Below are 26,322 nucleotides of genomic sequence, written 5' to 3' on the forward strand. Positions count from 1 at the left end.
CAAGATATTGGCATCTTCTGCCTGCGGGATCCATTGTGTAGAACAGAAGGTGAACCCCTGAAAAAATTAAGCCCAATTCAGAAGGATGAACCGATGCACCAGGCTATTGCTGACTTTGTGAAAGAGATTGCGCCACGCCTGCAGGCACAGCGCCGCGACCTGCATAAATTTGCCGAATCCGGCTGGCTGGAGTTCCGCACCGCCACGCTGGTCGCCGCTGAACTGCATCGTCTTGGCTACGCGCTGCAGCTCGGCAAAGAGGTGGTCAACGCCGAAGCGCGCATGGGGCTGCCCCCCGCGCACGTGCTGGCCCAACACGAACAGCGCGCGCTTGAGCAGGGGGCGCTGCCCGAATGGCTGCCGCACTTCTCCGGCGGCTTCTGCGCGATTGTCGCCACGCTGGCAACCGGCCGGCCCGGTCCGGTGATGGCATTTCGCGTCGATATGGATGCGCTCGACGTGGTTGAGAACCAGAGCGCGGAGCACCGCCCGCACGCCGAGGGCTTCGGCTCTATTAATCCAGGCATGATGCACGCCTGCGGCCACGACGGCCATACCACCATCGGACTCGGGCTCGCGGCGGTGCTGAAACAGTTCGCCGGGGAGCTGTGCGGCACAATTAAGCTGATTTTCCAGCCTGCCGAAGAGGGCACGCGCGGCGCGAAATCGATGGTTGCAGCGGGGGTGGTCGACGATGTCGACTTCTTTACCGCTATTCACATCGGCACCGGGGTGCCCGCCGGGGAGCTGGTGTGCGGCAGCGATAACTTTATGGCCACCACTAAGCTCGACGTTAGCTTTCGCGGCAATGCCGCCCATGCCGGAGCGCGCCCGGAAGAGGGCAGCAACGCCCTGCTGGCCGCCGCGCAGGCCGCGCTGGCGCTGCATACCCTGACTCAGCACAGCGGCGGCAGCGCCCGCGTCAACGTTGGCGTGTTGCAGGCAGGCACCGGGCGCAACGTCGTGGCCGACCGCGCGATGATGAAGGTGGAAACCCGCGGTGCCACCAACGAAATCAACGACTTTATCTATCAACGCGCCCTGCAAACCCTGGCCGGTGCCGCCGCAATGTACGGTGTGGAACATCAGGTGACGCTGGTGGGTGCGGCGCGCAGCAGCCAGCCGACCGCGCCGTGGGTACGCTATATCCGCCGCCAGGCGCGGCATATTCCCGAGCTGACCTCGCTGGTGGACACGCGCGGTGCGGCCGCCGGTTCGGAAGATGCCACCTACATGATGGAGCGGGTAAAACAGCGCGGCGGCCAGGCCTCCTACATTATTTTCGGCACCGAGCTGAGCGCCGGGCATCACAACGAAAAATTCGACTTCAACGAGCAGGTGATGGCCGTGGCGGTGAAGACCCTCGCGGCAATTGCCTTCAATATTGAACAGTTTGAGCCGGAGGCCGCATGAACCCTGAGATGAATGACTTTGTCGCCCGCTACATCGACCAGCATCAGGCGCGCTTTACCGCCTTAAGTGACGCCATCTGGGACCAGCCGGAAACGCGCTTTACGGAAACCTTCGCCGCCGGGCTGCTGTCCGGCGCGCTGGAACAGGAGGGTTTTCGCATAGAGCGGGCGGCGGGCGGTATCGAAACGGCATTTATTGCCAGCTACGGCAGCGGCCAGCCGGTGATTGCCTTGCTGGGCGAATATGACGCGCTGGCCGGCCTGAGCCAGCAGGCGGGAAGCAGCACGCGCACGCCGCTGGTGGCCGACGGCAACGGGCACGGCTGCGGGCATAACCTGCTCGGCACCGCCGCGCTGGCCGCCGCCTGCGCGCTCAAAGCCTGGTTACAACAGCATGGCACTAAGGGCACCCTCCGCTTTTACGGCTGCCCGGGCGAAGAGGGCGGTTCCGGTAAAACCTTTATGGTGCGCGAAGGGCTGTTTGACGACGTCGACGCCGCGCTCACCTGGCATCCTGAAGGGTTCAGCGGCATGTTTAATACCGCTACCCTCGCCAATATCCAGGCGGCTTTCCACTTCAGCGGCGTCGCCTCCCACGCCGCCAACGCCCCGCATCTCGGGCGCAGCGCGCTGGACGCCGTCACATTAATGAACACCGGCGCTAACTTCCTGCGCGAACACATTATTCCTGAAGCGCGGCTGCACTATGCGGTGACCAACAGCGGGGGCAGTTCCCCCAATGTGGTGCAGGCGGAGGCGGAAGTGCTCTACCTGGTGCGCGCCCCGCAGCTCGACCAGCTGCAGGATATTTACCAGCGGCTGACCGATATTGCGCGCGGTGCAGCGCTGATGACCGGCACGGAAATGACGCTGCGCTTTGAAAAAGCCTGCTCTAACTATCAGCCCAATCGGACGCTGGAACGGCTGATGTATCGCCAGCTCAGCCACTTCGGCCTGCCCGAATACAGCCACGCTGAGCGCCAGTTTGCCAGCGAGATCCGCCAGACGCTGAGCGCGGACGATCTGCGCAACGCGGGCCTTAACGCCGCGCGTACCGGGGGGGATGCAGGCCGTAAATGGGTTGAGGAGTTGGGGGACCGCGTGCTGATGGACAGCGTGGCGCCCTACTGCGCCAGCGAGGAGGTACTTTACGGCTCCACCGACGTTGGCGACGTCAGCTGGGTGGCGCCAACCGCGCAGTGTTTCACCCCCTGCTTCGCCTTCGGCACCGCGCTGCACAGCTGGCAACTGGTCGCCCAGGGACGCACGTCGATTGCCCATAAAGGCATGTCTCTTGCAAGTAAAACGCTGGCAGCGACCGCGCTGGCCCTGTTCAGCGATGCGCAGCTGCTGGCAGAGGCGCAGCAGGAGTTTCGCCAGCAGCGGGCAAAACAGCCCTATCACTGCCCTATTCCGGCCGGAGTAAAACCGACGCCGCTGGCATAACGCATCAAGCACCACCCGGAGGCCTGGCTCGATCCCGGCCCCGTAAAAAAAACCAAAAAACGCAAACAACACCGTAACGACGACAAGGCTAAGGATGATCCATGAGCGAAACCACAGCGGCCAACAAAAGCCCGGGAAAAATCTTTTACTGGATTGAGCGCATCGGCAACAAAGTGCCCAATCCGTTTCTGTTATTTGTTTACCTGATCGCGGTGCTGATGGTGTCGACCGCGCTGCTCTCCTGGTTTGGCGTAGCGGTGAAAAACCCGGCCAGCGGCAAAATGGTCGAGGTAAAGAACCTGCTGAGCGTGGCGGGCATTCAGTGGATCCTGCCGAATATCATCAAGAACTTCAGCGGCTTTGCCCCGCTTGGCTCAATCCTTGCCCTGATGATCGGGGCCGGTTTAGCCGAGCGCACCGGGCTGCTGCAGGCGCTGATGAATAAGATGGCCTCGTTTGTCAGCGCCCGCTACGCCAGCTATATGGTGCTGTTTATCGCCTTCTTCAGCCATATCTCGTCCGATGCCGCGCTGGTGGTGATGCCGCCGCTCGGCGCGCTGATGTTTATCGCCGTCGGCCGCCACCCGGTCGCCGGGCTGCTGGCGGCGATTGCCGGAGTGGCTTCCGGCTTTACCGCTAACCTGCTGATTGTCACCACCGACGTGCTGCTCTCCGGCATCAGCAGCGAGGCAGCGAAAGCCATCAGCGATACGGTGCACGTCAGCGTAGTGGACAACTGGTTCTTTATGGCAAGTTCGGTGGTGGTACTGACGATTGCCGGCGGGCTGCTGACCGATAAATTTGTCGAGCCGCGCCTGCCCGCGTGGCAGGGCAGCAGTGAGGAGAAGCTCGCCAGCCTGACGCCGTTGCAGAACCGCGGCCTGCTGATGAGTGCGATTGCCGCCGCGGTGTTTATTGGTCTGGTCGCGCTGATGGTGGTGCCGGAAGGCTCGATGCTGCGCGATCCGGCCAGCGGTTCGATCATTCCCTCGCCGTTTATCAAAGGCATCGTACCGCTGATTATTCTGTTCTTCTTTGTGGTGGCGATTACCTACGGCGTGGCGACGAAGCAGATTAAACGCCCGGACGACGTGCCCGCCCTGTTGATTGAGCCGATGAAGAGTATGGCCGGATTTATCGTGATGGTGTTTCCGCTGGCCCAGTTTGTCGCCATGTTTAACTGGAGCAACATGGGAACGTTTATGGCGGTCGGGCTGACCGACCTGCTGGAGCAGCTGGCGATGACCGGCGCCCCGGCGTTTATCGGCCTGATGTTCCTGTCGGCATTTCTGTGCATGTTTATCGCCAGCGGTTCGGCTATCTGGTCGATTCTCGCGCCGATTTTCGTACCGATGTTTATGCTGCTTGGCTTCCATCCGGCTTTTGCACAGATGATTTTCCGCATCGCCGACTCCGCCGTGCTGCCGCTGTCGCCAATGTCCCCTTTCCTGCCGCTGTTCCTCGGCTTCCTGCAGCGCTACCGCAAAGATGCGCAGCTCGGCACTTACTACACGCTGATCGTGCCGTACCCGCTGGTGTTTTTCGCCGTGTGGATTGCACTGCTGCTGGCGTGGTATGCGCTGGGCCTGCCGATTGGACCGGGCGTGTACCCGGCAATGCCGTAGGATCTTTGTAGGGGCTGACCTTTTTTCCGGTCAGCCCTGAATACCGATACAGGGCCGATCGGAAAAGATGATCGGCCCCTACACTGTGCACACAAAACATTTATTATCCATTTATAAACGCCACCATATCTATTTCGTCAAAAAACCACTTTACCTAACAAAAAAATGCCACATTCGCCATCAGCAGATTTTCATTTAAAAAATAGAACCCATACAGAAGACATAAATGATAAATACCTCATTAAATTCAATAAGGTATCATCATGCGATCCCAAACTAATAAAACCCAACAATTTAACGAAAGAAAACTTTTTTAGTAAAAAACACAATTCAATTCAAAAACCAAAGCGAGTATTAATAAAAATACTCATCAATTATGGTGAGAAAAAAGGAGTAAGCAATGTCTAAATTATCTAAAGAGATAGCTAAAAACCAGGCTGAGGTCATCACGTCCAAAGATAGAAATGAAGAGAAGAAAGCATTAGCACAATCTATGCTTGACAGCATCTCTGGCGGCTGGGTTAATGCCTTTGCTCGCTGGGGAAAAAGCTTTTAATTAGCATCTGATACAGGGTGATTTAGCCCTGTATCATTTGAAAAACTGGAGCCAAAATGACCTTAAAAAAATAAAGCACCTTGAAATAATCTTAAAAGTCAGTGAAAGATGCAACATCAATTGCTCTTACTGCTACATGTATAATTTAGGGAATAACATTTCGATAAAATCAAAACCTGTAATCCCCTTCTCTGTAGTTAAAGACTTAAGGAACTTCTTTGAACAAGCAACTAAAGAACATGAAATTGAAACTATTCAGGTTGATTTTCATGGTGGCGAACCACTGATGATGGGTAAGGAAAGATTTGAAGTAGCTTGTGATGAGTTAGCCAAAGGCCATTACAAAAACACAAAACTGAACATGGCATGTCAAACAAACGCAACACTCATCGATGATGAGTGGATCGAGGTTTTTTCAAAATACAACATCAGTGTTGGTATCTCTATTGACGGACCCAAACATATCAATGATAAACACCGGCTTGATAAAAAAGGGCGTAGTACATATGATAAAAAAGTAAACGGCTTAAAGATGCTACAAAAAGCGTGGCAAGAAGGAAAACTAGCCGATGAGCCGGGCATTTTATGCGTAGCAAATCAATCAGTTAATGGAGCGGAGATTTATCGACATTTTGTTGATGATTTAAAATCTAAAAAATTTGATTTTCTTATTCCTGACGAAAGCCATGATACTTGTTCGAATCCAGATGGATTGTCAAAATTTTATTGCGATGCAATGGATGAGTTTTTTTCTGACGCTAATAAGAATGTCTATGTCAGGTACTTTCATACCCATATGCAGTCAATGTTAAGTCAGGAATTCCGTCCGGTAATGGGGATCAGCAAATCAAATGATGATATTCTTGCTTTCACAGTCTGTTCTAATGGTGATATATATATTGACGATACTCTCAGAGCCACTAATGATTCCATCTTCACGCCAATTGGTAACATTAAAAACTTGACATTATCCGATGCGCTGTCTTCATGGCAGATGAAAAAGTATATTTTGATAAAAAAAACATTGCCAGAAAACTGCACTGACTGCGTATGGAAAAAAATATGTGGTGGTGGACGTCATATTCAGCGCTACTCAAAGGATGATGACTTCAACCGTGAAACAGTATTCTGCCCCTCAATAAGAAAAATCATGAGCCGGGCGGCCTCTCACCTGATATCATCTGGCATTCCGGAAGAAAAAATAATGATGAATCTGGAGATAATATAATGACCAGGATTTTTATTTTTTTGATATTAATCTCTCTCAATTGCATGGCTGATACCATTACTGACTCATGGCGATTACGATATGATGAGCGTGGATTACCATTAATAGATGTAAAGATTGCTGACCGCTATCACACCCTGATGTTAGATACGGGTAGTGGGCAAGGTTTACACCTCTATTTATACAATTTAGAAGCTATTATTGCCAACCCAAGTATCGATGCCATAAAACTTACCTCGCGTCGAATGATAGATATAACTGGGCTTGATAACAACATTCCTGTATGGAAAATCGATAAACTTCGTATTTCCAACACTATATTTCATAATGTCGAAGCCGCTGGCTTCAAACCATGGGGACTGACGGTGGGAGGAAAACAACCCATTAGTGAAGTTTTGGGGTTAGGTGTCTTTCAGGACCAAAAAATCCTTATAGACTTCAAAAACGACAAATTAAAAACACTTAAAAACCTTCCAGCCAATATTAAAAACTGGTCATCTTTCCCAATTAAAAAAACAGACTCTGGGTTAAGAATCTCTGTTAATGCCAATCAAAAAAAACTAAATTTGATTATTGACACTGCAGCCAGTCACTCATTTCTTTTTTCAGACCGCTTACCGAAGAACATGAAATTTTCAGGCTGCCGTAGCATTGAGCCTGAAGCATCGAATTTAGATTGCACGGTAGCAAAAATAACATTAAAAGATAATAAAGACAAAATCACAAATAGTTTAGCCATGGTGACAAATAGCGTAACACCTAAGGAATTAGATTTTGATGGTTTGTTGGGCATGAATTTTATGCGTGGCCACCAAATAATCATTGATACAGAAAAACAAATGCTGTATTTAAGAAAGTAGCCCCATGAAAGAACGGAATTCAATTTTTAGGCCAGAATCCCTGAAATTCAAAAAAGACGCATGGCTGGGGAGTTTTACTGTATCGACGCCTTCTGTACTTCCTGCCGCCCTAGGGTGTGCCATTGCGGTCATAATCATCTTTGTCATTCTATCATTTACAACATATTCTAAGAAGGTTCCAGTAAATGGTCGCATAATTTACAACCCAGCAGCAGTAGAGGTTGTATTTAATCAAGATGGTATAATAGATAACATCGCTGTAAATCAGGGGAGGAAAGTAAAAAAAGGAGACACTATTGCCAGCATTTCACATGATGTTTCCTACGCTGGTGGTGGAATGAATAAATCATTACAGGATGCAGCTCAAAGCCAACTTAACAAACTTCAAAAACGAGAAGTTGAGCGACATCAAGAGGGAGAGAAAGAACGCCAGCTCTTGCTAAGAATGATCAGTACCAAATCCGCAGAAATTTCCGCTATACACCTTGCAATCACCACTGAACTTGAGCGCCAAATCAGTTTAAAAAAACGCCTGGGCTTTTATCAAAAATTACTCGAAAAAGGTGTTTCTACCGTACAAGAAAAAAACGAGCGAGAAAATGATTATTACAACACTTCCACCCAAATAAATATGCAAAAAATTAATTTATTACGTGCACAAGGGGAGAAAATTCAACTTGAGGATGAACTTTCCCATTCCAGTTCAAAAGAAAATCAATATATTACCGACATATACCAGCAAAAAGTCACGCTGCAACAGAAAATAATCAGTGCATCTGCTGTGGTTGAATCCAGGGTTTTAGCTCCCAGAGATGGCATTATAACATCAATGAGCATATTTGAAGGTCAGAGAGTCAGTGCAGGTAAAGTTGCCGCAGTTATTGTACCAGAAAACTCCCACCCATTTATCGAAATGTGGCTCCCACCCTTTGCGTTGCAAGAAGTAAAATTAGGCCAACACGTTATGCTGCGGGTTGAATCATTACCCTGGGAATGGTTTGGCAAAATACACGGTAAGGTCACAACTATAAGTTTAAGCCCTGAATTAATTACGGGTAGCAATCAACGTTTTCGTATACTTATAACCCCAGATGCCACTACACAGATTCTTCCTGCTGGAGTCAAGGTTGAAGCAGATATAATGACTTCGCATCGGAGAATTTGGGAATGGATCTTCTCACCAGTTAAAAATAGCATTCAAAGAATTTTGAATGAGGAATAACAGATGATTTTTTCATGGAAGAAAACACCTCTGACTTTACAATCGGAGACAAATGAGTGTGGATTAGCATGCCTGGTAATGATAGCAGGATATTTCAGAAAAAAAATGGATTTAGCTTCAGCACGTTTAATTCATGAGGCGTCCCGTCATGGAATGACATTGAGAGAACTTGTCGCCGCCTTTGACAGAATTGAAATGACGGCTCGCGCTGCAAGAATCGAGCTTAACGAACTTCGCTTATTATCATACCCAGTCATACTCCATTGGTCATTCAATCACTTTGTAGTACTTGTCAAGATAACTCGACGTGGTGCTATTATTCATGATCCTGCCACTGGCAGAAGAAATATATCATTACGTGAACTTTCTGATAAGTTTACTGGTATAATACTTGAAGCATGGCCCACTGAAAAATTCGATAAAAAACCATTAAAAATGAATGTTAAAACAACTGATCTTTTTCATGGAATCAGGGGGATTCGAACGATTTTCTCAGGTGTTTTGCTGCTATCAGTTTTGTTAGAACTACTGTCGATAGCTGTGCCAGCAGCGTCACAATTTACTATCGACATACTGGTTCGCTCATCAGATCGTGAAGGCATAATTTTAGTGGGATTTGTTGTTATCACTGCGTTACTGATCAAAGGTGCTTTTTCATTGGTAAGAGCTTGGGTATTGATGAATCTTCGCTATACGCTTAGCGTCAAGTGGGCTGAAATGTTCTTTAATAGACTAATTCAATTAACATTAGCATTTTTCGAAAAGCGCCACACCGGGGATATAGCATCGCGTTTTCAATCATTAACGGCCATTCAGGAGGCTTTTACTGCTGATATGGTAGCCTCGATACTCGATGCTATTGTCATCATTATCTCGTTAACTATCATTATTAACTACTCTGCTGTTTTGTCTATGGGGCCAATTTTTGCAGCCACCATTTTCATTGCCATAAAATTGAGCATGTTTTCAGTATACCGGATGAGTAAAATAGAGCATATCACCTCTGAAGCGTTACAATCATCTCATTTCCTCGAAACGGTTAGAGCCATAAGTGCTATAAAGATGCTTAATTTAGCCCCCATCCGTCGACATGAGTGGCTAAATCATGTTGTCAATAGTACTCATGCAGGAAACAAAATATTCAAATTAGATCTTCTGACAAACACTGCAGCAGCTCTTCTCATCGGACTATCGAGTATTTATGTACTAAGTATCGGAGCTGTAGGGCTTGATAATGGGATAACTACAGGAACATTATTAGCGATAATAATTTATTCTGACATGGTCATTTCTCGTACTATTAAAGTCGTCAACGCAATTTCTGACTTCTGTCTGTTATCAATGCATAGTCAACGCTTGACTGATATTGCTGTTTCGCCTATTGAGCAAGCACAAGATAACCCTCACCATCTTAAATTCAATGGAAATGTTATTATAAGGAATTTATCCTTTCGACATTCACCTAATGAGGAAAATATATTTGAAGGTATAAATATTGAGATTATGGATGGGGAGAACATAGCTATTGTAGGACCCTCTGGCTGTGGTAAATCAACGCTCCTTCATGTTATTTCTGGTCTCTACGCCCCTACTGATGGTGAGATTTTTATTAATGGCATTAACACATCACGCATTGGAAAAGAGAACTTTAGAGAAAATGTTTGTTTCGTTATGCAAGATGATAAATTATTAGCGGGCACCATAAAGAAAAACATAACTGGTTTTTCAGAAAACCCAGACGTCGAGCGAATGTTAGAATGTGCAAAATATGCATCGATTGATAAAGAAATTTGCAATTTCTCATTGGGCTATGACTCAATGATTGGCGATATTGGCAGTACCCTCTCAGGTGGACAGCGCCAACGTATTTCTATTGCCAGGGCACTTTACCGGCAACCTAAAATTTTGCTACTTGACGAAGCAACAAGCGATCTTGATATTGAAAACGAAAAAAAAATCACCCTCGCTATTAGTAATCTGTCAATCACACGTATTTTTGTCGCTCATCGCCCTGAAATGGTCAAATCAGCAGACCGCGTGTTTAATCTTCAATTGAAAAAATGGATCAAAAATATTTAATATTTATTTACATATTACACTTGTTGGCAATACCCTATTATATAAATATAAAATCACTCATAAAGAATATGGGGCGGGGCTTGCCCCGCCTGGAGCAACAGGGGTTAGTCGACGATCGGAGTTTTGCTTTTATTCAGCGCAGCCATAAAGGCGTCGTCCAGATGCAGGTGCTGCTTCACCAGCGCAGGCGGGGTCAGCGCCAGCCACTGATTGAGCGACAGATCCGCATAGTAATCGCTTTTGAACAGCTCTAAGAAACGCAGCGGCTTATCGCCGGTATTCTCAATGTAGTGCCCCATGGCAAACGGCACATAGCCGACGTCGCCGGCACGGAAATCAAAGGTGCGTGCCTGGCCGGAAGAGGCAAATACCCCCATGCGCCCCTGACCTTCAAGATAGTACTGCCACTCGTCGTTGTTCGGGTGCCAGTGCAGCTCGCGCATCGCGCCCGGTTCCAGCTCGACCAGCGCGGCGGCAATGGTTTTGGAAATTTTAAAGGTGGAGGAGTCGGTAATCCGCACCGTGCCGCCCTTCAGGGTTATCGGTTTCTGCGCCATCATTCGGTGGCTGAACTGCAGCGTGGAGCGCTTTGCCCCACTCATCGCATCCGCACTCAGCGCGCCGGGAACCTCGCCGGCAAAAATATACTCATCTGACGGCGACGGCAGCCGGTCGAAGGTGCTGGCGGGCACGCCGAAGTTTTTCGCCAGCACCTCCGGGGGAATATGCTTAAACCAGTCGCTAAGCAGGAAAGTGCTGTCCTCATCGAAATTACCGTCATCGAAGGCCAGCAGGAACTCGCAGCCGTCCGGCCCCAGCCCCTGAATTGAGTGCGGCATACCGGGCGGGAAGTACCACAGGTCACCCACGCCAACGTCATCCACAAACCAGCCACCGTCGGTATCCAGCGCGGTAATGCGCGCCCTGCCGTAAGTCATATAGGCCCACTCCCCCTCTTTGTGCCAGTGCAGCTCGCGGATGCCGCCCGCGTTGAGGCGCATGTCCACCCCGGCAATGGTGGTGGAGATCCCCAGCTCACGCTGAGTGACCTGGCGCGTCCAGCCGCCGCTGCCTTTGCGCACATGGGCGTCGCTGAAGGAGAAACGCAGATTGGGCAGGGTCCCGCTATCGGTCGCAGGGGGGTTCACGATATCCGGGTTCTCTGCTTCGCGGATGGGATCGTGCGGGCCAGGATCGGTGCCGCCCATTTTTCCGTTCCACGGCTGGGCGGTAATCTTGTTGTCATGGGCGTGGACGCTGCCTGCTGCCAGGGCCACGGTGCCGCCGGCGGCAAAGGCCATAAAACCACGACGTGTAATAGGCTTCATAATGCTGTTCCTTTTATCAGCTCAAATCAGACCACAATCAGAAGCGGAATAAACCACTCATTGATTAGCCTAAGCGATACTTCGTAACTCGCCAGCAACAGCCGAAGGGGATTAACGCATGAATTGTAAATAGAAATCCATTGAAAAATTTAATTAATCCGCTGAAAAACATCAATAAGATTAACGTTATCTAATTGTTGTTTAGGTTATATTGATGTTAAATATCGCAGCAGCGATTTTTTAGCACAAAACGGCGCTTAAACATCAAGTCTGTTTATCAACATTATGCTGCTGTTGTCATGGCTGGTTACACGCACTGCGCTACGATGCGTCAAGAAAACCCCTCTCGCCGGCCCTAAAATAGCCGGCTCACTCTGACTTCTTTTTACCTTCAACGCGGGCAACTATGAAAATCGATTCGGATATCACTTTTCGTAAGCTGGAGATCTTCATCGCCTTTATGAGCCGTGGCAACCTGGCACGCACCGCAGAAGCGCTGGGGATCAGCAGCGTCAGCGTTCACCGCGCCCTGCACAGCCTGGAAGAGAGCGTGCGCTGCCCGCTATTTATCCATCAGGGACGCAACCTGGTGCCGCTGCCCGCGGCGCAAACCCTGTGGGAATACAGTCAGGAGGCGCTGGATACCCTGTCGCGCGGCGTGGAGGAGACGCGTAAAGCGGCGGGTATCGGCCAGGGGCATATTCGCCTGGGCACGCTCTACTCGCTGACGCTGGAAACCATTCCGAAGCTGATTATGGGGATGAAGCTGCGCCGCCCGGACCTCGAAATGGAGCTGACGATGGGGTCGAATCAGCTGCTCACCACAAAGCTGGAGGATGGCTATCTTGATGCCATTCTGATTGCGGTGACGCCTGGCGAGATCGACTACAGCCGCTTTGAAATGCTGCCGCTGTTCGATGACGATATCTTTCTGGCGGCTCCGGCCGCTTCCGGGCTGGACACCAGCTTCCCCGCCGATCTGCGCGATTTTCGCCAGCAGAAATTTGTCTCGCTGGCGGAAGGATTTGCTACCTGGCAGGGCTTTCAGGAGGCGTTTAACGTTGCCGGATATGAGCCGGATATTGTCACCAGGGTAAACGATATTTTTTCTATGCTGAGCCTGGTGCAGGCGGGTGTCGGCTATACCCTGCTGCCGGGGAGGATGAAAAAAGTGTATGAAAATTCGGTGCAGCTGCTGCCGCTGGCGGAGCCATACCAGATGCGCCAGAACATCGCGATTGTCTTCGAGCGCAACCGCGAGCATGACCCCAACCTGCTGGCGCTGGTGGCGGAAGGCCGCATGTACAGCCGCCAGCGTCAGCAAACTAAGGCTTAATTCGCGCCACCAGGCGGCGGGCCAGCAGCAGCCCGCCCTGCTCCAGCGCTATCGCCTCCCCACGAGATAACGGCCCGCGCGTTAGCCCCGTCAGCACCGCGCCGGGCGGCATCTCAATCGCCAGCCCGACTTCCCGCTCGTTCGCCGCCACCATGGCTTCATGCCAGCGCACGGTACGCGCCATGTTCTGCGCCAGATCGTCGGCGATCTGCTGCGGCTGCCACAGCACGCGGGCGCTGCTGCCGCTGAGATAAGCACAGCGCGGGCGCTGGAGGGTTAACCTGTTGAAGGCGGCCGCCAGCTTAGCCGCCGGAGCGGCCATTAGCGCGCAGTGCGAAGGCACACTCACCGCCAGCCGATGCACTTTCTGCGCCCCGGCGGCCAGCGCTTTGTCTGCTACCTGCGCCATCAGCGCATCGCTACCGGCAATCACCAGCTGCTGCGGCGCGTTGATATTCGCCAGATAACAGCCCGTCTCCAGCAGCGGTTCCAGCTGCTGCTGCTCCAGCCCGACAATGGCCGTCAGGCCGTAGCCCTGCGGATAAGCCTGCTCCATCAGCGCGCCGCGCAGCGACACCAGCCGCAGCGCATCGTCAAACGCCAGCGCCCCGGCAACCACCGCCGCCGGAAACGCACCGATCGACAGGCCGCAGGTGATATCCGCTTCCACCCCCTGCCGCTGCAGCGCGTGCGCATGCGCCACTGCGGTAATCAGCAGGCACAGCTGCACAGCCCGCGTGTGCTGCAGCGCCTGCGCACCGTCAAGCGCTCGGGCATCCTCATGCAATACTTCACTGGCGCGATCCAGCAGCGCATCCCCCTGCGGCAGCTGTTGCAGCATCCCGGGGCGCTGTGGCCCCTGGCCGGGAAAGGTGAACAGCACTTTCATCATGGGCTACTCCACGGCTGAGCGGTGAGGCGCGGGCCAAGGTTGGTTTTCAGCAGAACCTGACCATCGCGCAGCCATTCATTGAGGGCAAAGGCACCGTACGGCGTTTCGACCTGGGTATCGACCCGGCACGGCAGCTGGCTGACAAACGCCTGCCAGCGCCGCAGCTCCGTCTCCGCGGCCGGATGCGGGCAGCGGATCAGCAGGTCGAGATCGCTGGTCGCTGACAGCACCGGCACTTCGGTCGCCAGCGCGTAGCCGACGCTGCCGGTAATGCCCCAGGGCCACCACCAGCGCTGCTGCGCCAGCTGGATCGCCGCCTGCACCGGCTGCTGCGAAACAAACGGCGAGGCCAGCAGCCGCTCCACGCTGCTGAACGCTTCCGGGTTTTGTACATGCTCGATGTCAGCGGCAGCCACCCAACCGGCCGCACGCTCCTCGCGCCGCAGCCCGCGCACGCCAACCGGGACACGCCCGTTCTCATCGCTGTCGCGGCGCACCACCAGCGGCAGCGCGCTGCGCCACTGGCTGCTGACCCAGGCGGGCAGATCGCCCGTCAAAGCCTGCGAGTGGCGGATCCAGACCAGATCGTGGGGCGTATAAGTCATATCAGAGTCCTGCAGTCAGCGTAATAAATAGCGGTAAGGTAATAATACATAACAGCGAACTGATCAGCAGCGTGGCTTCCGCGTCCGGCGAATAGACGCCAAAACGGTTGCCAAATACCACGCCGAAGAAACCCGCCGACAGCGCAATCATCAGAATGCCGGTCACGGCAACACGCCCATGCAGCCCGAACAACAGCACCAGTCCCCATGCGATAAAGGGCTCGATCAGCATGGTGGTAAGGCTGGAGATCACCACGATCCGGCTGAGCTTCAGTTTGCGCGCAGAGAGAATAACGCCGGTCAGAAACAACGCAGCCGCCGTCGCGGACAGCCCGAGAGGATGGATCGCCGCCAGCACCAGGTCCGGCATTTTCAGCTGCACCCCGGACAAGACAACCCCAAGCAGCGGCCCCCAGACTATCGGTTTGGTGACGGAACGCCACATCAGCAGTGGCAGCATCCCTATTCCGCCATGCTGACTATGGCCCGCTGCACGCGCTTTTTCACGCTCAAGGATCAGCAGGCAGAAGGGCGTCATCAGCACCGAGCCGCAGGCAATCGATGCCGCCACCGACAGTGAGGTTGCTGGCCCTGGCCCCAGCACGCTACCGAGGATCGGCAGGCCCAGCGCGGCATAGTTAGGCAGTGCCACGGTGAGCGTCAGCACTGCCGCATCCTGCGGTGACTTATGAAAGTATCGGGTACTAATAAAATAGATCGCGGCATAGGTCACCCACATGGTTAATGCCAGCACCACAATCAGCGGGGACTGCGCAATAATACCCTGCCACGGCGTCTGGACGGTCGCGCCAAATAGCGCAGCGGGCAGGGCGAAATCCATCACAAAGATATTCAGCGTCACGACGTTTTTATTATCAACCATTCCGGCTTTACCCGCATAAAAGCCGAGTAACATGATGACAAAAATAGGGGCAAGAGCATGGATAATAACGTAAGTCATAGCATCACCTGTTAGTTAACGCCGCGCGCAGGCGCGACAATTATTATTGTTTTCAGGCGGGAGTGAGGGCTATTTGCTTGCTGCTCCCGCCCTGCAGGTAGTTATGTTACTTATTGCCGTCAGGTGGCCGTTCACCAGGCCGCGCGCATTCTCTCACGCACCGCTTTCGAGCTGCGGCGATGCTCCGCCTGCAAACGGCACTGCAGACCCGGATCGCGCCGGGCTGCCGTCACGGCATCGTTCAGCGCCTGCTGCACCTGCTTAACGTCAGCCTCATCGGGCGCGTCCGGCTGGCGGATATTCAGCAGCGCTTCCAGCAGCCCCAGCGAGTGGTAATTTTTGATGTCGTAGGCCATCGGTGGAATGGTCTGAGCCAGTTTTTCCAGCGCCGCAACGCTGCGCAGGGTGATACGCGCCGCAGCCTCTTTACCCATCGCGTGGATCTGTACGCCCGGGTCGTTAAAGGCAATCAGCCGGTTGGCCTGATAGCCGTGCGCGAGGAAGGCGCCGGACATCGCCTTGCCGACGATCAGTCCGATGACGATATGCCCGGCGAGACGCGCTTCGGCATAGGCTCCGGCGGCGGCGGCCAGCGCCTGATGTATGCCAAAAGCCTCTTCCCGGCGGCCGTAGGCCTGGCTTGGCACATCAATCACGGCGATAATCAGCCGCTTGCCTGCTTTACCCGCATCCTGCTGCACCGCTTCACTGACCACTTTCGCCAGCGTCCAGCCCTCCAGCAGCCCGACCTCACCGCCCGCCGCTCGCGGATAGTGGTTAGCGGCATCCGGCACCACCGCGATAAAGCGTGCGGCCTCGCCGTTCAGCTCGCCATCCGCAGCCTGTACCGATGGGCAGAGCCCGGGCAGCCGGCTGGCACCGGCGGTGAGCTGTTGCAGCCAGGTTTCGCCGCGTGTGATGGTTTTTTTCATCCTCAATCCTCCCTGCTAAAGAGCTGTGTAATCCGCTGCGCATCCGCCTGCTGGCGGCTGTCGAACTGCGTCAGGCGCGGCAGATACTCCTGCCAGCGCTGCGAACGATGCTGCGCAGGAATGCCTTTTGCCAGCGCTGCGCGCATGGCGTTCTTTACTGCCTGCTGGCCATCCGCTACCAGCGTATCCACCAGCCCGCTGCGCGCGCGCACTTCGCCGCCGGTCATGCTCCAGATAAACGGCCGGTCGCGGGAGTCGTACTCGTCGATCCCCGCCTCCTGCTCTATCACCTGCGGACCATTCAACCCGAGGCGTGCTTCGCGGGTGGCGATCAGCGTGCTGCACAGCCCGGCGGCTATCGACATGCCGCCAAAGCAGCCAACGGTCCCGGCGATGATGCCAATAACCGGGGTGTAACGGCGCAGGTCGACGATTGCCGCATGGATATCTGCAATCGCCGCCAGCCCGAGGTTGGCTTCTTGCAGGCGCACGCCGCCGGTTTCAAAGCACAGTACGGCACGGGTTGGCGTGCCGTTACGGTTATCTTCTGCGGCCAGTTCAAGCGCGGCCGCCATTTTGGCCCCGGACACTTCGCCCATGCTGCCGCCCTGGAAAGCCCCTTCGATGGCGATGGCGACCGCGGGCTGGCCGTCAATGGTGCCCTTTGCCACGACCATGCCATCATCCGCCTGCGGCACGACGCCCTGCGCAGCAAGCCACGGCGACATGACGCCGTCAAACGGGTCGAGCAGTTCGCGGTAGCTGCCCTCATCCAGCAGCAGTCGTGCGCGCTGGCGGGCATTAAGCTCGATAAAACTGCGGTCGTTACGCATCGGCGACCTCCTCAAATACCTGTTCAATGCGGATGCGCGCCACGCCGGGCGTGGCGCCAAAATCGTGGATGGTCATCTGCCCGGCGGGCAGTGCGCCCAGGCTGCTCAGGCGATTAAACAACGCCTGCCAGCGTGCAGCGCTGTTATCCACCGAGGTGGTGACATCGACCTGGAGGAGATCGCTATCACTGGCGATGTACAGCACCTCCATGTCGCCGGAGCCGACCACGCCCGCGAGCGCTCTACCGCTGAGCTGGCGCGAAGCCGGAAATGAAAACGTGAACTGTTGCATAAGAACCTCTGAAAATGTGTTTTCCCTTTGCGGGCGGACCGAAAAAGAGGGTCCGCCCCTACAGCAATCATCTGGCGTTGTAGGGGACGACCTTCTTTTCCGGTCGTCCCGAAGCCATCCGGTCAAGAAACAATGCGGCGGACAGCAGGTCGGCCGCACCTCCGGGTGAGGCATTCAGCGCCAGCATCTTTGCATCCAGCTGCGCCAGCGCCTGCCTTCCGGCGGGTTGATGGCTTCCCCCCGCTGCCAGCACCGCACGGGCGCCCTGCTGCATCGCCGTCAGGCCGTTCATCCCGGCACGCGACAGCACGCAGGTGTCGCTCAGGGAGGTCATGATCGCCATCAGGGCATTCAGCTGCGCTGCGCTGTCATCGGCCCCCTGCTGGCGGCTGTGCCACAGCTGCGGCAGCGCAAGATGGATCACGTGCGGGAATCCGCGCTGCGCCTCTTCCCGCGCGCCCGGTACCTGATAGCGGGCGCTGGCACGCTGCCCTTTGCTGAACTGCTTCGGTGCGGCATCATCCGGCAGCTGCGCCAGTGCGGCGGCGCAGGTGACGATCTGCTGAGCATCCCCCATGCCGCCGCACATCGCCGCCGCACTGACCAGCAGTCCCAGCGCCCAGATCGCTCCGCGATGGGTATTCACCCCGCCCGTTTCCTGCATCATCTGCGCTTCCCCTGCGCGCCCCAGCAGCCCGACGCGCTGACGCAGGGCGATATCCGCCGGGCGCTGCCAGCTGTGCAGCGCCAGCGCATAAAACGTCGGGCGGAGGCTTAAGGCCGAGCGCTCCATCAGCGCCAACGTCAGGTCACGATGTGCGCCGCTGCCGCGCTGGTCCACCAGGCCGGGTTTAGGCGTCAGCCGGGCTTCATCCAGCAGGCAGGCGCTGGCCAGGTCGGCCAGCCGCTGCGCATAATGTTCAGCCGGGGAGGCGGCGAGCTGCCGCTGCAGGCTCATTACCAGCTCCTGAATTTTGCCGGTGGCTGATAGAGACCGCCGGACCATTCAACCAGATCGGCGACGCTGCCCGCCGCCAGCAGCGACCGGCTGGCATCCGTGCGACGAATGCCAAGATCTTCCGGGAAGGCCACTTTGCCCTCGCGCCTGAGCTGCGCGACGCGCTTCGCGTCGGCGCCGAGGCCGATATCGGTGATGCCCGCGACCGCAGCCACCATCGCCCGCCGCTCCTCCAGCGTTTTGGCGCGATAGAGGTAGGCAATGCCCTCTTCGGTCAGCACGTGGGTGACGTCGTCGCCGTAAATCATCACCGGGGCCAGCGGCATACCGGAGGCTTTCGCCACATCCACCGCTTCCAGCTTCTCGACAAAGGTCGGTTTTGCGCCCGCCTGGAAGGTTTCCACCATCTGCACCACCAGCTTGCGGCCGCGTGCCAGCGGGTCGGGTTCATTGATCATCGCCAGCCAGGCAGCCGTGGCATGACGGCGGCCGTGCGGATCGTGCCCCATATTGGGCGCGCCGCCAAAGCCGGAGAGGCGGCCTTTGGTCACCGTCGAGGAGTTAGCCAGCCCATCAATCTGCAACGTGGAGCCAATAAACATATCCGCCGCGTACTGGCCGGCCATCTGGCAGAAAGCACGATTAGAGCGCATCGAGCCATCGGCACCGGTGAAGAACACATCCGGGCGCGCGGCGACGTAGTTTTCCATCCCCAGCTCGCCGCCGAAGCAGTGCACGCTTTCCACCCAGCCACTCTCGATCGCCGGGATCAGCGTAGGGTGTGGGTTTAGCGTCCAGTGACGGCAGATCTTGCCCTTCAGCCCCAGCTGCTCGCCGTAGGTTGGCAGCAGCAGCTCAATGGCGGCGGTGTTAAAGCCGATACCGTGATTGAGCGACTGCACCTGATGCTCGGCATAGATGCCTTTGATCGCCAGCATCGCCATCAGCACGTGTTCCTGCTTAATCAGGCGCGGATCGCGGGTAAACAGCGGTTCAATAAAGAACGGCCTGTCGGCCACCACCACGAAGTCGATCCACGACCCCGGAATATCGACACGCGGCAGGTCGCATTCGTCATCCACCAGTTCGTTGACCTGGGCAATCACGATGCCGTCATGGAAGGCGGCGGCCTCGACCAGCGCCGGAGTGTCTTCGGTGCTCGGCCCGGTATACAAATTGCCCTTACGGTCAGCTTTGAATCCGGCGATCAGTGCCACGTTAGGCGCGAGATCGACATACAGCCGCGAGTAGAGTTCGATGTAGGTGTGGATCGCGCCGATCTCTAACAGGCCATCTTCCAGCAGCTGGGAAATGCGCAGGCTTTGCGTGCCGGAGAATGAGAAGTCGAGCTTGCGGGCAATACCTTTTTCAAAGATATCAAGATGTTCGCTGCGGCCCACGCTCGGCATAATCATATGCAGATCATGGATTTTCTGTGGGTTAACCTCGGCCAGTGAGCGGGAGAGAAAATCCGCCTGCTTCTGGTTATTACCCTCCAGCACCACGCGATCGCCGGGCGCGATAAGTTTTTCCAGCATCGGGATAAGATCGTCGGTGGGCAGGACTTTGTGATTCAGCCCGAGGCTGGCGATACGGCGCTGTTTTTCACGGCGGCGCGTATCCCAGACGCGGGGAGAGGGGGTGGATATCATGCGGTAACCTCCTGTGAGCGCACCCATTACGGGGTGCTTCAGTCTGGCTACGAGTCTGCGCCTGCGGAGGCTCTGCAACAATTACGCGCAAAGCCTGACCGTTAACCGATAAGTAACGTTCAAATAAAGATGATTTAATTCAGCAGGATAAGAAATTTGATTTCGGAGGAGTGTCACAGAAATGGGCATATTGCGGGACGGGTTGACCGTAAAAGAGGGTCAACCCCTACACGTTGAACCTTGCTGCTAACCCTGATGCACCGCGATATAGCGCTGGTAGCGGCTCTCTTTTAAGCGGGTGAGGTCCACCAGCACCAGCCCATCAATACAGTGGTTAAAGTCCGGGTCGCTGCCGAAGTCGATAAACTGAACCCCGCCGGTTTCACACAGCTCGGAATACTGCTTATACAGCGGCGGAATGCCAGTGCCGAGGTTGCTCAGCAGGCGCTTCAGGCGTTTGAGATCCTCAACATAATCATCACCGCTGAACTGCGCCAGCACGTCCGGCAATGATGCCGGGTACGGGCGGCGTGAGGTAGCCAGCGGCAGCGCAGGCGCGAAGTAGAGGCGATAGAATGCCACCAGCAGGTCGCGCGCTGCCAGCGGCAGACCGCCGGAAATTGACACCGGGCCAAACAGATAACGGTATTGCGGATATTTCGCCAGGTAAGCACCAATGCCCATCCACAGATAGTCGAGGCCGCGTTTGCCCCAGTAGGCCGGCTGAATAAAGCTGCGCCCCAGCTCGATCCCCTGCATCAGAACGGGGTTCATCTGGTGGTCATAATGAAACAGGCTGTGGCTGTAGATCCCCTCAAAGCCTTTGCGCTCGAACTGCTCGGCGGTCGGGATAAAGCGATAGGCCCCGACGATGTCCAGCGCCTCTGCATCCCACAGGATCAGGTGGTAATAATCGTCGTCGTAATCGTCAAGGTCGCGCCGCGTGCCGCTGCCCTCGCCCACCGCGCGAAAGGCAATTTCCCGCAGCCGCCCCAGCTCGCGCAGGATCGGGACATAATCTTCGCCGTGGCGGCGATAAAGGTAAATCATCTTGCCGTCCGGCAGCTGGCCGAGCACTTCACATCCGGCCAGCGCGCGTTTCAGCACCGCCCGATCTTCCGCACGCGCTATCGCCGCTTCGGTCTGGAACAGGGCAGACTTGCCCTGCGCAATACGGTAGAGATGACGCCGGAAGCGCGCCGCCAGCTCTTTCGCCGGGGTACGGCCATCGTGCCAGCTGGCGAAGGGAATGCGCTTGCCCACCTTGAGCTTTAACCGCGCACCGCGATTGACGAACATCTCGCGTACCAGCAGCAGCATCGACAGCGGCTGGTAAATTTTTGACGTAAGGTAGAAAAGCGCGCTGTTGCGGCCGCTGACGTGGATCGGCACGATCGGTGCGCGGTAGCGGGCGGCGATGCGCAGGAAGCCGTGGCTCCACTGGCTGTCTTTTACCCCCTTGCTGCCGAAGCGCGACACTTCACCCGCCGGGAAGAAGATCAGCACGCCCTGGCTTTCCAGCTGCTCCTGCATCTGTTCGACCTGCTGGCGGCTGGTGCGGTTGCCCATATTGTCCACCAGCACCATCAGGCTGCTGAGGGATGCGAGACAGTTCAGCAGACGGTTAGTGACGATTTTCACATCGCGCCGCACCTGCGACACCGCGTGCAGCAGCGCCAGGCCATCCAGGGTACCGAGCGGATGATTAGCGACGACCACCACCGGCCCATGACTGGGGATTTGCTCCAGGTCGCGCTCGCTCAGCTCGCAGCTGACGTCGAGGTATTCCAGCACCTGCTCCACCATGTCCAGCCCTTTCAGGTGGCGATTTCGCTGATTGAACTGCTGGAACTCTTTTTCACGCAGCAGGCGGCGCAGCAGGCTTTTCTGCCACGATGGCGTCTGATGGCCAGGGCTGAGGTCGTCTAAAACACTTTCAACAGTAAACACAGGCTTATCTCCGGGTGTTTTAGCCGCACACTAACCAGCCCGGATGACGATGATGTGTCAGTGAAATGACAGCTGCAATATTCTGTAAATTTACCGATGGCGCAAAGCAGGGAGGCGGTGGGAGATAACGGTAAAACGGGTTGGCCGATTGTAGGGGCTGGGCATGCCCAGCCCGGATTATTCGTCGAGCTGTAACGGCGGCAGCTGCGAAAAAACGCTGAGCAATCCGCTGCTCCACAGCTGGCGGATCTGAGAAAAATAGGGGTGCTTTTCGGTGATGTGGTACTGCTGCATGCTGCTGAAGCTGTCGGTGGGATAGACCATCACATCCAGCGGCAGGCCGACGGAGATATTACTCGCCAGCGTCGAATCCATCGAAATCAGCGCGCACTGCATCGCCTGGTCCAGCGCGGTGTCATAGCGCAGCACCCGGTCGATAATCGGCTTGCCGTATTTGCTTTCGCCTATCTGGAAATAGGGGGTATCGGTACTGGCTTCAATGAAGTTGCCCTGCGGATAGATCTGGAACAGCCGCGGCTCTTCACCCTTAATCTGCCCGCCGAGCATCAGCGTACCGCCAAACTCCTCGCCGTCACGCTTGATCACCGTACGCAGCGTGTCCCCGACCAGCAGTGCCACATCGTACATATTGGTGCAGCTCATCAGGTTAGGCTGTTTACCATCTTCACAGCCGCGCCGCAGCAGGCTCAGCGCGCTCTGGGTGGTGGCGAGGTTGCCCGCGCTTTGCAGCACCAGCGTGCGCTCGTCATCCTGCTGAAAAACATGGAGCTTACGGAACGAGGAGATATGATCCACGCCCGCGTTGGTCCGGGAGTCGGAAACGAAAATCATCCCTGACGATAAGCGCATTGCCACACAATAGGTCATAGTTTGCCCGATCAAAAATTACTGCTGCGAGAACACCAGTTGTACCGCAGCCACGGCCTGCATATCTTCACTGCCGCCGCCCAGGCGCATGCCGCGCACCGGACAGGCATCAAGATAATCCACACCGACAGCCAGCTTGAGATGCTGCCGGGTGCTGCGGGTATTATTGGTAATATCGAAACTGTGCCAGCTGCCGTCGAGCCACACTTCCACCCATGCATGGGTCGCCACATGTTCCACATTTTCAGTATACAGATAGCCGCTAACATAACGAGCGGGGATGTGCAGACTGCGACAGCAGGCTAAAAATACGTGACTGTGGTCCTGACAAACGCCACTTCCGGCGGCAAAAACTTTGGCGGCGGTATCGGTCACCAGCGTGCTGCCGGGCTGATACGGCATCTTCAGCAGCAGCTCGCCCATCAGGCGTTCGAGGCTGGCGAGCGGCGCTTCTTCACGGTAATAGCGGCGGGCGAAATCGCGGATAGCCATATCAGGCTGCGTCAGCGGCGTGATACGCAGGAACACCAGCGGCGACAGCACGCAGTCCGGATCCGGCGAGCTGTCCTCTTCATCAAGAATATCGACCACGCCGCGCGCGGCGATCTCTATCTCCTGATGCGGGCGGTCAAGCGTCAGTACGTGCATCACATTGCCCCAGGCATCGGTGATGCAGATCGCCTGCTCCGGCAGGAGGAGATCCCACGAGATAATGTGCTGATGGACAGAGTCCTGCGGCGTCAGGCGCAGATACTGCGTGCTCTGGCGCACCAGACTCTGGTAGCTGAAACAGGTTTTATGCTCAATATTCAGCTTCATGTTATTTCGCCTCCAGATAGGTTTGGTGAATGCTGTCGGCAATCGCCGCCAGCTCTGCCAGAAAACGTTGCAGCCAGGCGTGCAGCCCGTCCGTCATCAGAGATTCCCAGCTACTAAAGCGCAGCTGCGCATGCAGCACCGTGAGCAGGTAACGCGGACGATCTTCACCGCTGCTGCCGATCAGATTGAGCTGATTCGCGATCTCTTCGACGCAGGATCGCAGCGATCGCGGGCTCTCTTCGCGCAGGATCAACATCTCATTGACGTTATCCGCCGCCATCTGCTGTTTGTAGATAGTGTGATAAGCCTCGCGCGCCGAGACCGAGCGCAGCAGGGTATCCAGCCGGTAATACTCACGCACCGTGTCGTCATCTTCATCGGTCAGATGCTGGTAGACGTCGAGCAGCCTGGCGGTGCAGTCGGCGCGCTCCAGCAGCGTGCCGAGGCGAATAAAGCTCATCGCATCGCCGCGCATCAGGGTGCCGAACATGGCGCCACGGAACAGGTGTGAGCGCTCTTTCACCCAGTCGAAGAAGGCATCCGCCCCACCGTTGCTAACGCCGTTGCGCCGCAGCTTGCGCAGTTCGATCCAGCTGGAGTTGATGCTCTCCCACACTTCCGATGAGAGGCTGCCGCGCACCGCATGCGCGTTATTCCACGCCGCCTGCCAGCAGTTATAGATGCTGCCGGGATTGCGCTCGTCGAGGGCAAAAAAGTTGAACAGCTCCGGCATCGCCAGCCGATCGTTGACTGACCAGTACAGGTCACTGGTGTTGGTGAGGTTCAGCGGGACGCGCAGCTCATTGTTGTGGCTGCCGCGCACCGGCATCAGGGAGAGCCGATTGGTGACGTCGAGCACCCTGGCAATATTTTCCGCGCGCTCTAAATAGCGCGCCATCCAGTACAGGCCACTGGCCGTGCGGCTTAGCATGCGTCATCCTCCAGAACCCAGGTGTCCTTGGTCCCACCGCCCTGCGAGGAGTTAACCACCAGCGAGCCTTCGTTCAGCGCCACGCGGGTCAGCCCACCGGGCACCAGCCGAATATCGGCGCCGCTGAGGGCAAACGGACGCAGGTCAATATGGCGCGGGGCCAGCCCCTGTTCGACAAAGGTCGGGCAGGTAGAGAGCGCCAGCGTATTCTGTGCAATATAGTTCTGCGGTTTGGCTTTCAGCAGCGCGCGGAACTCCTCCAACTGCTGTTTACTGGCAACGGGGCCGATCAGCATACCGTAGCCGCCGGCACCGTGGACCTCTTTCACCACCAGCTGCTCAAGGTTTGCCAGCACCCACGACAGATCCTCCGGGCGGCGGCATTGCCAGGTCGGCACATTGTTGAGGATCGGATCTTCGTTAAGGTAGTAGCGGATCATCTCCGGCACGTAAGGGTAGATCGACTTGTCGTCCGCCACCCCGGTGCCGATAGCATTTGCCAGCACCACGTTGCCGGAACGGTACACCGACAGCAGGCCCGGCACGCCAAGCATTGAGTCCGGGCGGAACGCCAGCGGGTCGAGGAAGGCATCGTCGACGCGGCGATAAATCACATCGATTTTGCACGGCCCGGCGGTGGTACGCATCAGCACTGCGCCATCTTTAACAAACAGATCGGCGCTCTCAACCAGTTCCACCCCCATCTGCTGGGCAAGGAAGCTATGTTCAAAGTAGGCGCTGTTAAAGCGCCCGGGGGTTAAAACCACCACCACCGGGTCGTTAACCGGGGAACTTTCTCGCAGGGTTTGCAGCAGCAGCGACGGGTAGCGCTCAACCGGGGCAATACGCTGGTCGGCGAACAGCTCCGGGTAGAGGCGCATCATCATCTTGCGGTTCTCCAGCATGTAGGAGACGCCGGACGGGGTGCGCAGGTTATCTTCCAGCACGTAATATTCGCCGTCGTTGTTGCGCACCATATCGACGCCGATAATGTGGGCATACAGGTCGCGGTGCAGGTTGATGCCCTGCATGCAGGGCTGATACTGATCGTTGACCAGCACCTGCTCGGCGGGAATCAGGCCCGCTTTGAGGATATGCTGCTGGTGATAGATATCATGCAGAAAAGCGTTCAGGGCCTGCACGCGCTGGCGGATGCCTTTATCCAGCATCGCCCATTCACTGGCCGGAATAATGCGCGGAACGCTGTCGAAGGGGATCAGCCGTTCGGCTCCGCCGTCTTCACCATAAACGTTAAAGGTGATCCCAAGGCGGTGAAACAGCAGTTCCGCCTCTTCGCGCTTGCGCGCAATCGCCTGCTGGTCGGCCTGCTGTAGCCATTGCCAGTATTCCCGGTAGTGCCGACGATAGTGTCCATCGCTCAGCAACATTTCATCATAAAAGTGTGACGCTATTTCATAGCTTTGATTCATGATTTCCCTACCGCTGTCTGTGAACCTGTGATGAGATCTGCACAAAGTGTGCCAGAGTCAGGCGTGGCGTCCTGAGCCGCACGGCAT

23 protein-coding genes are annotated in these 26,322 nt (G+C 55.6%); 9 read left to right on the forward strand and 14 right to left on the reverse strand.

Annotation, left to right across the window (positions count from 1 at the left end):
• The first annotated feature begins 93 nt into the window (after positions 1-93).
• From J2Y91_RS04390 to J2Y91_RS04425, 8 genes are all read left to right on the forward strand, one after another.
• Positions 94-1,413, forward strand: coding sequence for an amidohydrolase (locus J2Y91_RS04390; RefSeq protein ID WP_133622749.1), 1,320 nt, complete (start codon positions 94-96; stop codon positions 1,411-1,413).
• Complete coding sequence (locus tag J2Y91_RS04395; RefSeq protein ID WP_048914636.1) at positions 1,410-2,858, forward strand: M20 family metallopeptidase; 1,449 nt, start codon at positions 1,410-1,412, stop codon at positions 2,856-2,858. The genes J2Y91_RS04390 and J2Y91_RS04395 overlap by 4 nt, the downstream gene beginning before the upstream one ends.
• Before the next feature lie 101 nt (positions 2,859-2,959).
• Positions 2,960-4,483, forward strand: a complete 1,524-nt coding sequence (gene abgT / locus J2Y91_RS04400) for a p-aminobenzoyl-glutamate transporter (protein WP_133622748.1) — start codon at positions 2,960-2,962, stop codon at positions 4,481-4,483.
• Positions 4,484-4,883: 400 nt separating this feature from the next.
• Positions 4,884-5,039: a XyeA family cyclophane-containing RiPP triceptide gene (gene xyeA, locus J2Y91_RS04405; protein WP_133622747.1), complete on the forward strand. Its 156-nt coding sequence runs from the start codon at positions 4,884-4,886 to the stop codon at positions 5,037-5,039.
• 37 nt (positions 5,040-5,076) lie between these two features.
• On the forward strand, positions 5,077-6,267 hold the full coding sequence (gene xyeB, locus J2Y91_RS04410) for a cyclophane-forming radical SAM/SPASM peptide maturase XyeB (protein WP_133622746.1): 1,191 nt from the start codon (positions 5,077-5,079) through the stop codon (positions 6,265-6,267).
• The gene (locus J2Y91_RS04415) at positions 6,267-7,127 is read left to right on the forward strand and encodes a pepsin/retropepsin-like aspartic protease family protein (protein ID WP_133622745.1); all 861 of its coding nucleotides are present in this window, start codon (positions 6,267-6,269) and stop codon (positions 7,125-7,127) included. Before xyeB ends, J2Y91_RS04415 begins: the two co-directional genes overlap by 1 nt.
• Positions 7,128-7,131: 4 nt before the next feature.
• Positions 7,132-8,349, forward strand: coding sequence for an HlyD family secretion protein (locus J2Y91_RS04420; RefSeq protein ID WP_133622744.1), 1,218 nt, complete (start codon positions 7,132-7,134; stop codon positions 8,347-8,349).
• A gap of 3 nt (positions 8,350-8,352) precedes the next feature.
• Positions 8,353-10,428 carry a peptidase domain-containing ABC transporter gene (locus J2Y91_RS04425; RefSeq protein WP_133622743.1) on the forward strand — a complete coding sequence of 692 codons (2,076 nt, stop codon included), beginning with the start codon at positions 8,353-8,355 and terminating at the stop codon, positions 10,426-10,428.
• 104 nt (positions 10,429-10,532) lie between these two features.
• Here the strand turns inward: J2Y91_RS04425 and J2Y91_RS04430 are convergent, their stop codons facing one another.
• Complete coding sequence (locus J2Y91_RS04430) at positions 10,533-11,756, reverse strand: oxalate decarboxylase family bicupin (RefSeq protein ID WP_133622742.1); 1,224 nt, start codon at positions 11,754-11,756, stop codon at positions 10,533-10,535.
• A 406-nt stretch (positions 11,757-12,162) separates the two neighbouring features.
• On the opposite strand from J2Y91_RS04430, the gene J2Y91_RS04435 reads away from it, so the two are divergent.
• Complete coding sequence (locus J2Y91_RS04435) at positions 12,163-13,092, forward strand: LysR family transcriptional regulator (RefSeq protein WP_133622741.1); 930 nt, start codon at positions 12,163-12,165, stop codon at positions 13,090-13,092.
• Here the strand turns inward: J2Y91_RS04435 and mdcH are convergent.
• The 13 genes from mdcH to J2Y91_RS04500 all read right to left on the reverse strand — a co-directional run bounded on the left by mdcH (position 13,082) and on the right by J2Y91_RS04500 (position 26,235).
• Entirely contained in the window at positions 13,082-13,981 is a 900-nt protein-coding gene (gene mdcH / locus J2Y91_RS04440) for a malonate decarboxylase subunit epsilon (protein WP_133625009.1), read from the reverse strand. The genes J2Y91_RS04435 and mdcH overlap by 11 nt on opposite strands.
• Positions 13,981-14,589 (reverse strand): malonate decarboxylase holo-ACP synthase, encoded by a 609-nt coding sequence (locus J2Y91_RS04445; protein WP_133622740.1) that lies wholly within the window; start codon positions 14,587-14,589, stop codon positions 13,981-13,983. Before J2Y91_RS04445 ends, mdcH begins: the two co-directional genes overlap by 1 nt.
• A gap of 1 nt (position 14,590) precedes the next feature.
• Positions 14,591-15,550, reverse strand: a complete 960-nt coding sequence (locus tag J2Y91_RS04450; RefSeq protein ID WP_133622739.1) for an AEC family transporter — start codon at positions 15,548-15,550, stop codon at positions 14,591-14,593.
• Positions 15,551-15,681: 131 nt separating this feature from the next.
• Positions 15,682-16,482, reverse strand: coding sequence for a biotin-independent malonate decarboxylase subunit gamma (gene mdcE / locus J2Y91_RS04455; protein ID WP_133622738.1), 801 nt, complete (start codon positions 16,480-16,482; stop codon positions 15,682-15,684).
• Between the two features lie 2 nt (positions 16,483-16,484).
• A complete protein-coding gene (locus J2Y91_RS04460; protein ID WP_133622737.1) occupies positions 16,485-17,315 on the reverse strand; it encodes a biotin-independent malonate decarboxylase subunit beta in 831 nt (276 codons plus the stop codon).
• Positions 17,308-17,607: a malonate decarboxylase acyl carrier protein gene (gene mdcC, locus J2Y91_RS04465; RefSeq protein WP_133622736.1), complete on the reverse strand. Its 300-nt coding sequence runs from the start codon at positions 17,605-17,607 to the stop codon at positions 17,308-17,310. The genes J2Y91_RS04460 and mdcC overlap by 8 nt, the downstream gene beginning before the upstream one ends.
• A gap of 67 nt (positions 17,608-17,674) precedes the next feature.
• Complete coding sequence (locus J2Y91_RS04470) at positions 17,675-18,565, reverse strand: triphosphoribosyl-dephospho-CoA synthase (RefSeq protein ID WP_208864868.1); 891 nt, start codon at positions 18,563-18,565, stop codon at positions 17,675-17,677.
• Positions 18,565-20,217: a malonate decarboxylase subunit alpha gene (mdcA, locus tag J2Y91_RS04475; RefSeq protein WP_048914625.1), complete on the reverse strand. Its 1,653-nt coding sequence runs from the start codon at positions 20,215-20,217 to the stop codon at positions 18,565-18,567. The genes J2Y91_RS04470 and mdcA overlap by 1 nt, the downstream gene beginning before the upstream one ends.
• Positions 20,218-20,463: 246 nt before the next feature.
• On the reverse strand, positions 20,464-22,167 hold the full coding sequence (gene olsF / locus J2Y91_RS04480; protein ID WP_133622734.1) for a bifunctional ornithine lipid synthase OlsF: 1,704 nt from the start codon (positions 22,165-22,167) through the stop codon (positions 20,464-20,466).
• 177 nt (positions 22,168-22,344) lie between these two features.
• Positions 22,345-23,055: a proteasome-type protease gene (locus tag J2Y91_RS04485; RefSeq protein ID WP_133625008.1), complete on the reverse strand. Its 711-nt coding sequence runs from the start codon at positions 23,053-23,055 to the stop codon at positions 22,345-22,347.
• Positions 23,056-23,073: 18 nt separating this feature from the next.
• On the reverse strand, positions 23,074-23,874 hold the full coding sequence (locus J2Y91_RS04490; RefSeq protein ID WP_253537409.1) for a transglutaminase family protein: 801 nt from the start codon (positions 23,872-23,874) through the stop codon (positions 23,074-23,076).
• Position 23,875: 1 nt separating this feature from the next.
• A complete protein-coding gene (locus J2Y91_RS04495; RefSeq protein ID WP_048914621.1) occupies positions 23,876-24,805 on the reverse strand; it encodes an alpha-E domain-containing protein in 930 nt (309 codons plus the stop codon).
• Positions 24,799-26,235, reverse strand: coding sequence for a circularly permuted type 2 ATP-grasp protein (locus J2Y91_RS04500; protein WP_133622732.1), 1,437 nt, complete (start codon positions 26,233-26,235; stop codon positions 24,799-24,801). Before J2Y91_RS04500 ends, J2Y91_RS04495 begins: the two co-directional genes overlap by 7 nt.
• Positions 26,236-26,322 lie beyond the last annotated feature (87 nt).

The organism is Erwinia aphidicola, from assembly GCF_024169515.1.
GTDB lineage: Bacteria > Pseudomonadota > Gammaproteobacteria > Enterobacterales > Enterobacteriaceae > Erwinia > Erwinia aphidicola.

Coding starts and splice junctions, on each gene's coding strand:
- J2Y91_RS04390 (WP_133622749.1), top strand. CDS start 94: ATGCACCAGGCTATTGCTGACTTTGTGAAAGAGATTGCGCCACGCCTG.
- J2Y91_RS04395 (WP_048914636.1), top strand. CDS start 1,410: ATGAACCCTGAGATGAATGACTTTGTCGCCCGCTACATCGACCAGCAT.
- abgT (WP_133622748.1), top strand. CDS start 2,960: ATGAGCGAAACCACAGCGGCCAACAAAAGCCCGGGAAAAATCTTTTAC.
- xyeA (WP_133622747.1), top strand. CDS start 4,884: ATGTCTAAATTATCTAAAGAGATAGCTAAAAACCAGGCTGAGGTCATC.
- J2Y91_RS04415 (WP_133622745.1), top strand. CDS start 6,267: ATGACCAGGATTTTTATTTTTTTGATATTAATCTCTCTCAATTGCATG.
- J2Y91_RS04420 (WP_133622744.1), top strand. CDS start 7,132: ATGAAAGAACGGAATTCAATTTTTAGGCCAGAATCCCTGAAATTCAAA.
- J2Y91_RS04425 (WP_133622743.1), top strand. CDS start 8,353: ATGATTTTTTCATGGAAGAAAACACCTCTGACTTTACAATCGGAGACA.
- J2Y91_RS04430 (WP_133622742.1), bottom strand. CDS start 11,756: ATGAAGCCTATTACACGTCGTGGTTTTATGGCCTTTGCCGCCGGCGGC.
- J2Y91_RS04435 (WP_133622741.1), top strand. CDS start 12,163: ATGAAAATCGATTCGGATATCACTTTTCGTAAGCTGGAGATCTTCATC.
- mdcH (WP_133625009.1), bottom strand. CDS start 13,981: ATGAAAGTGCTGTTCACCTTTCCCGGCCAGGGGCCACAGCGCCCCGGG.
- J2Y91_RS04445 (WP_133622740.1), bottom strand. CDS start 14,589: ATGACTTATACGCCCCACGATCTGGTCTGGATCCGCCACTCGCAGGCT.
- J2Y91_RS04450 (WP_133622739.1), bottom strand. CDS start 15,550: ATGACTTACGTTATTATCCATGCTCTTGCCCCTATTTTTGTCATCATG.
- mdcE (WP_133622738.1), bottom strand. CDS start 16,482: ATGAAAAAAACCATCACACGCGGCGAAACCTGGCTGCAACAGCTCACC.
- J2Y91_RS04460 (WP_133622737.1), bottom strand. CDS start 17,315: ATGCGTAACGACCGCAGTTTTATCGAGCTTAATGCCCGCCAGCGCGCA.
- mdcC (WP_133622736.1), bottom strand. CDS start 17,607: ATGCAACAGTTCACGTTTTCATTTCCGGCTTCGCGCCAGCTCAGCGGT.
- J2Y91_RS04470 (WP_208864868.1), bottom strand. CDS start 18,565: ATGAGCCTGCAGCGGCAGCTCGCCGCCTCCCCGGCTGAACATTATGCG.
- mdcA (WP_048914625.1), bottom strand. CDS start 20,217: ATGATATCCACCCCCTCTCCCCGCGTCTGGGATACGCGCCGCCGTGAA.
- J2Y91_RS04485 (WP_133625008.1), bottom strand. CDS start 23,055: ATGACCTATTGTGTGGCAATGCGCTTATCGTCAGGGATGATTTTCGTT.
- J2Y91_RS04490 (WP_253537409.1), bottom strand. CDS start 23,874: ATGAAGCTGAATATTGAGCATAAAACCTGTTTCAGCTACCAGAGTCTG.
- J2Y91_RS04495 (WP_048914621.1), bottom strand. CDS start 24,805: ATGCTAAGCCGCACGGCCAGTGGCCTGTACTGGATGGCGCGCTATTTA.
- J2Y91_RS04500 (WP_133622732.1), bottom strand. CDS start 26,235: ATGAATCAAAGCTATGAAATAGCGTCACACTTTTATGATGAAATGTTG.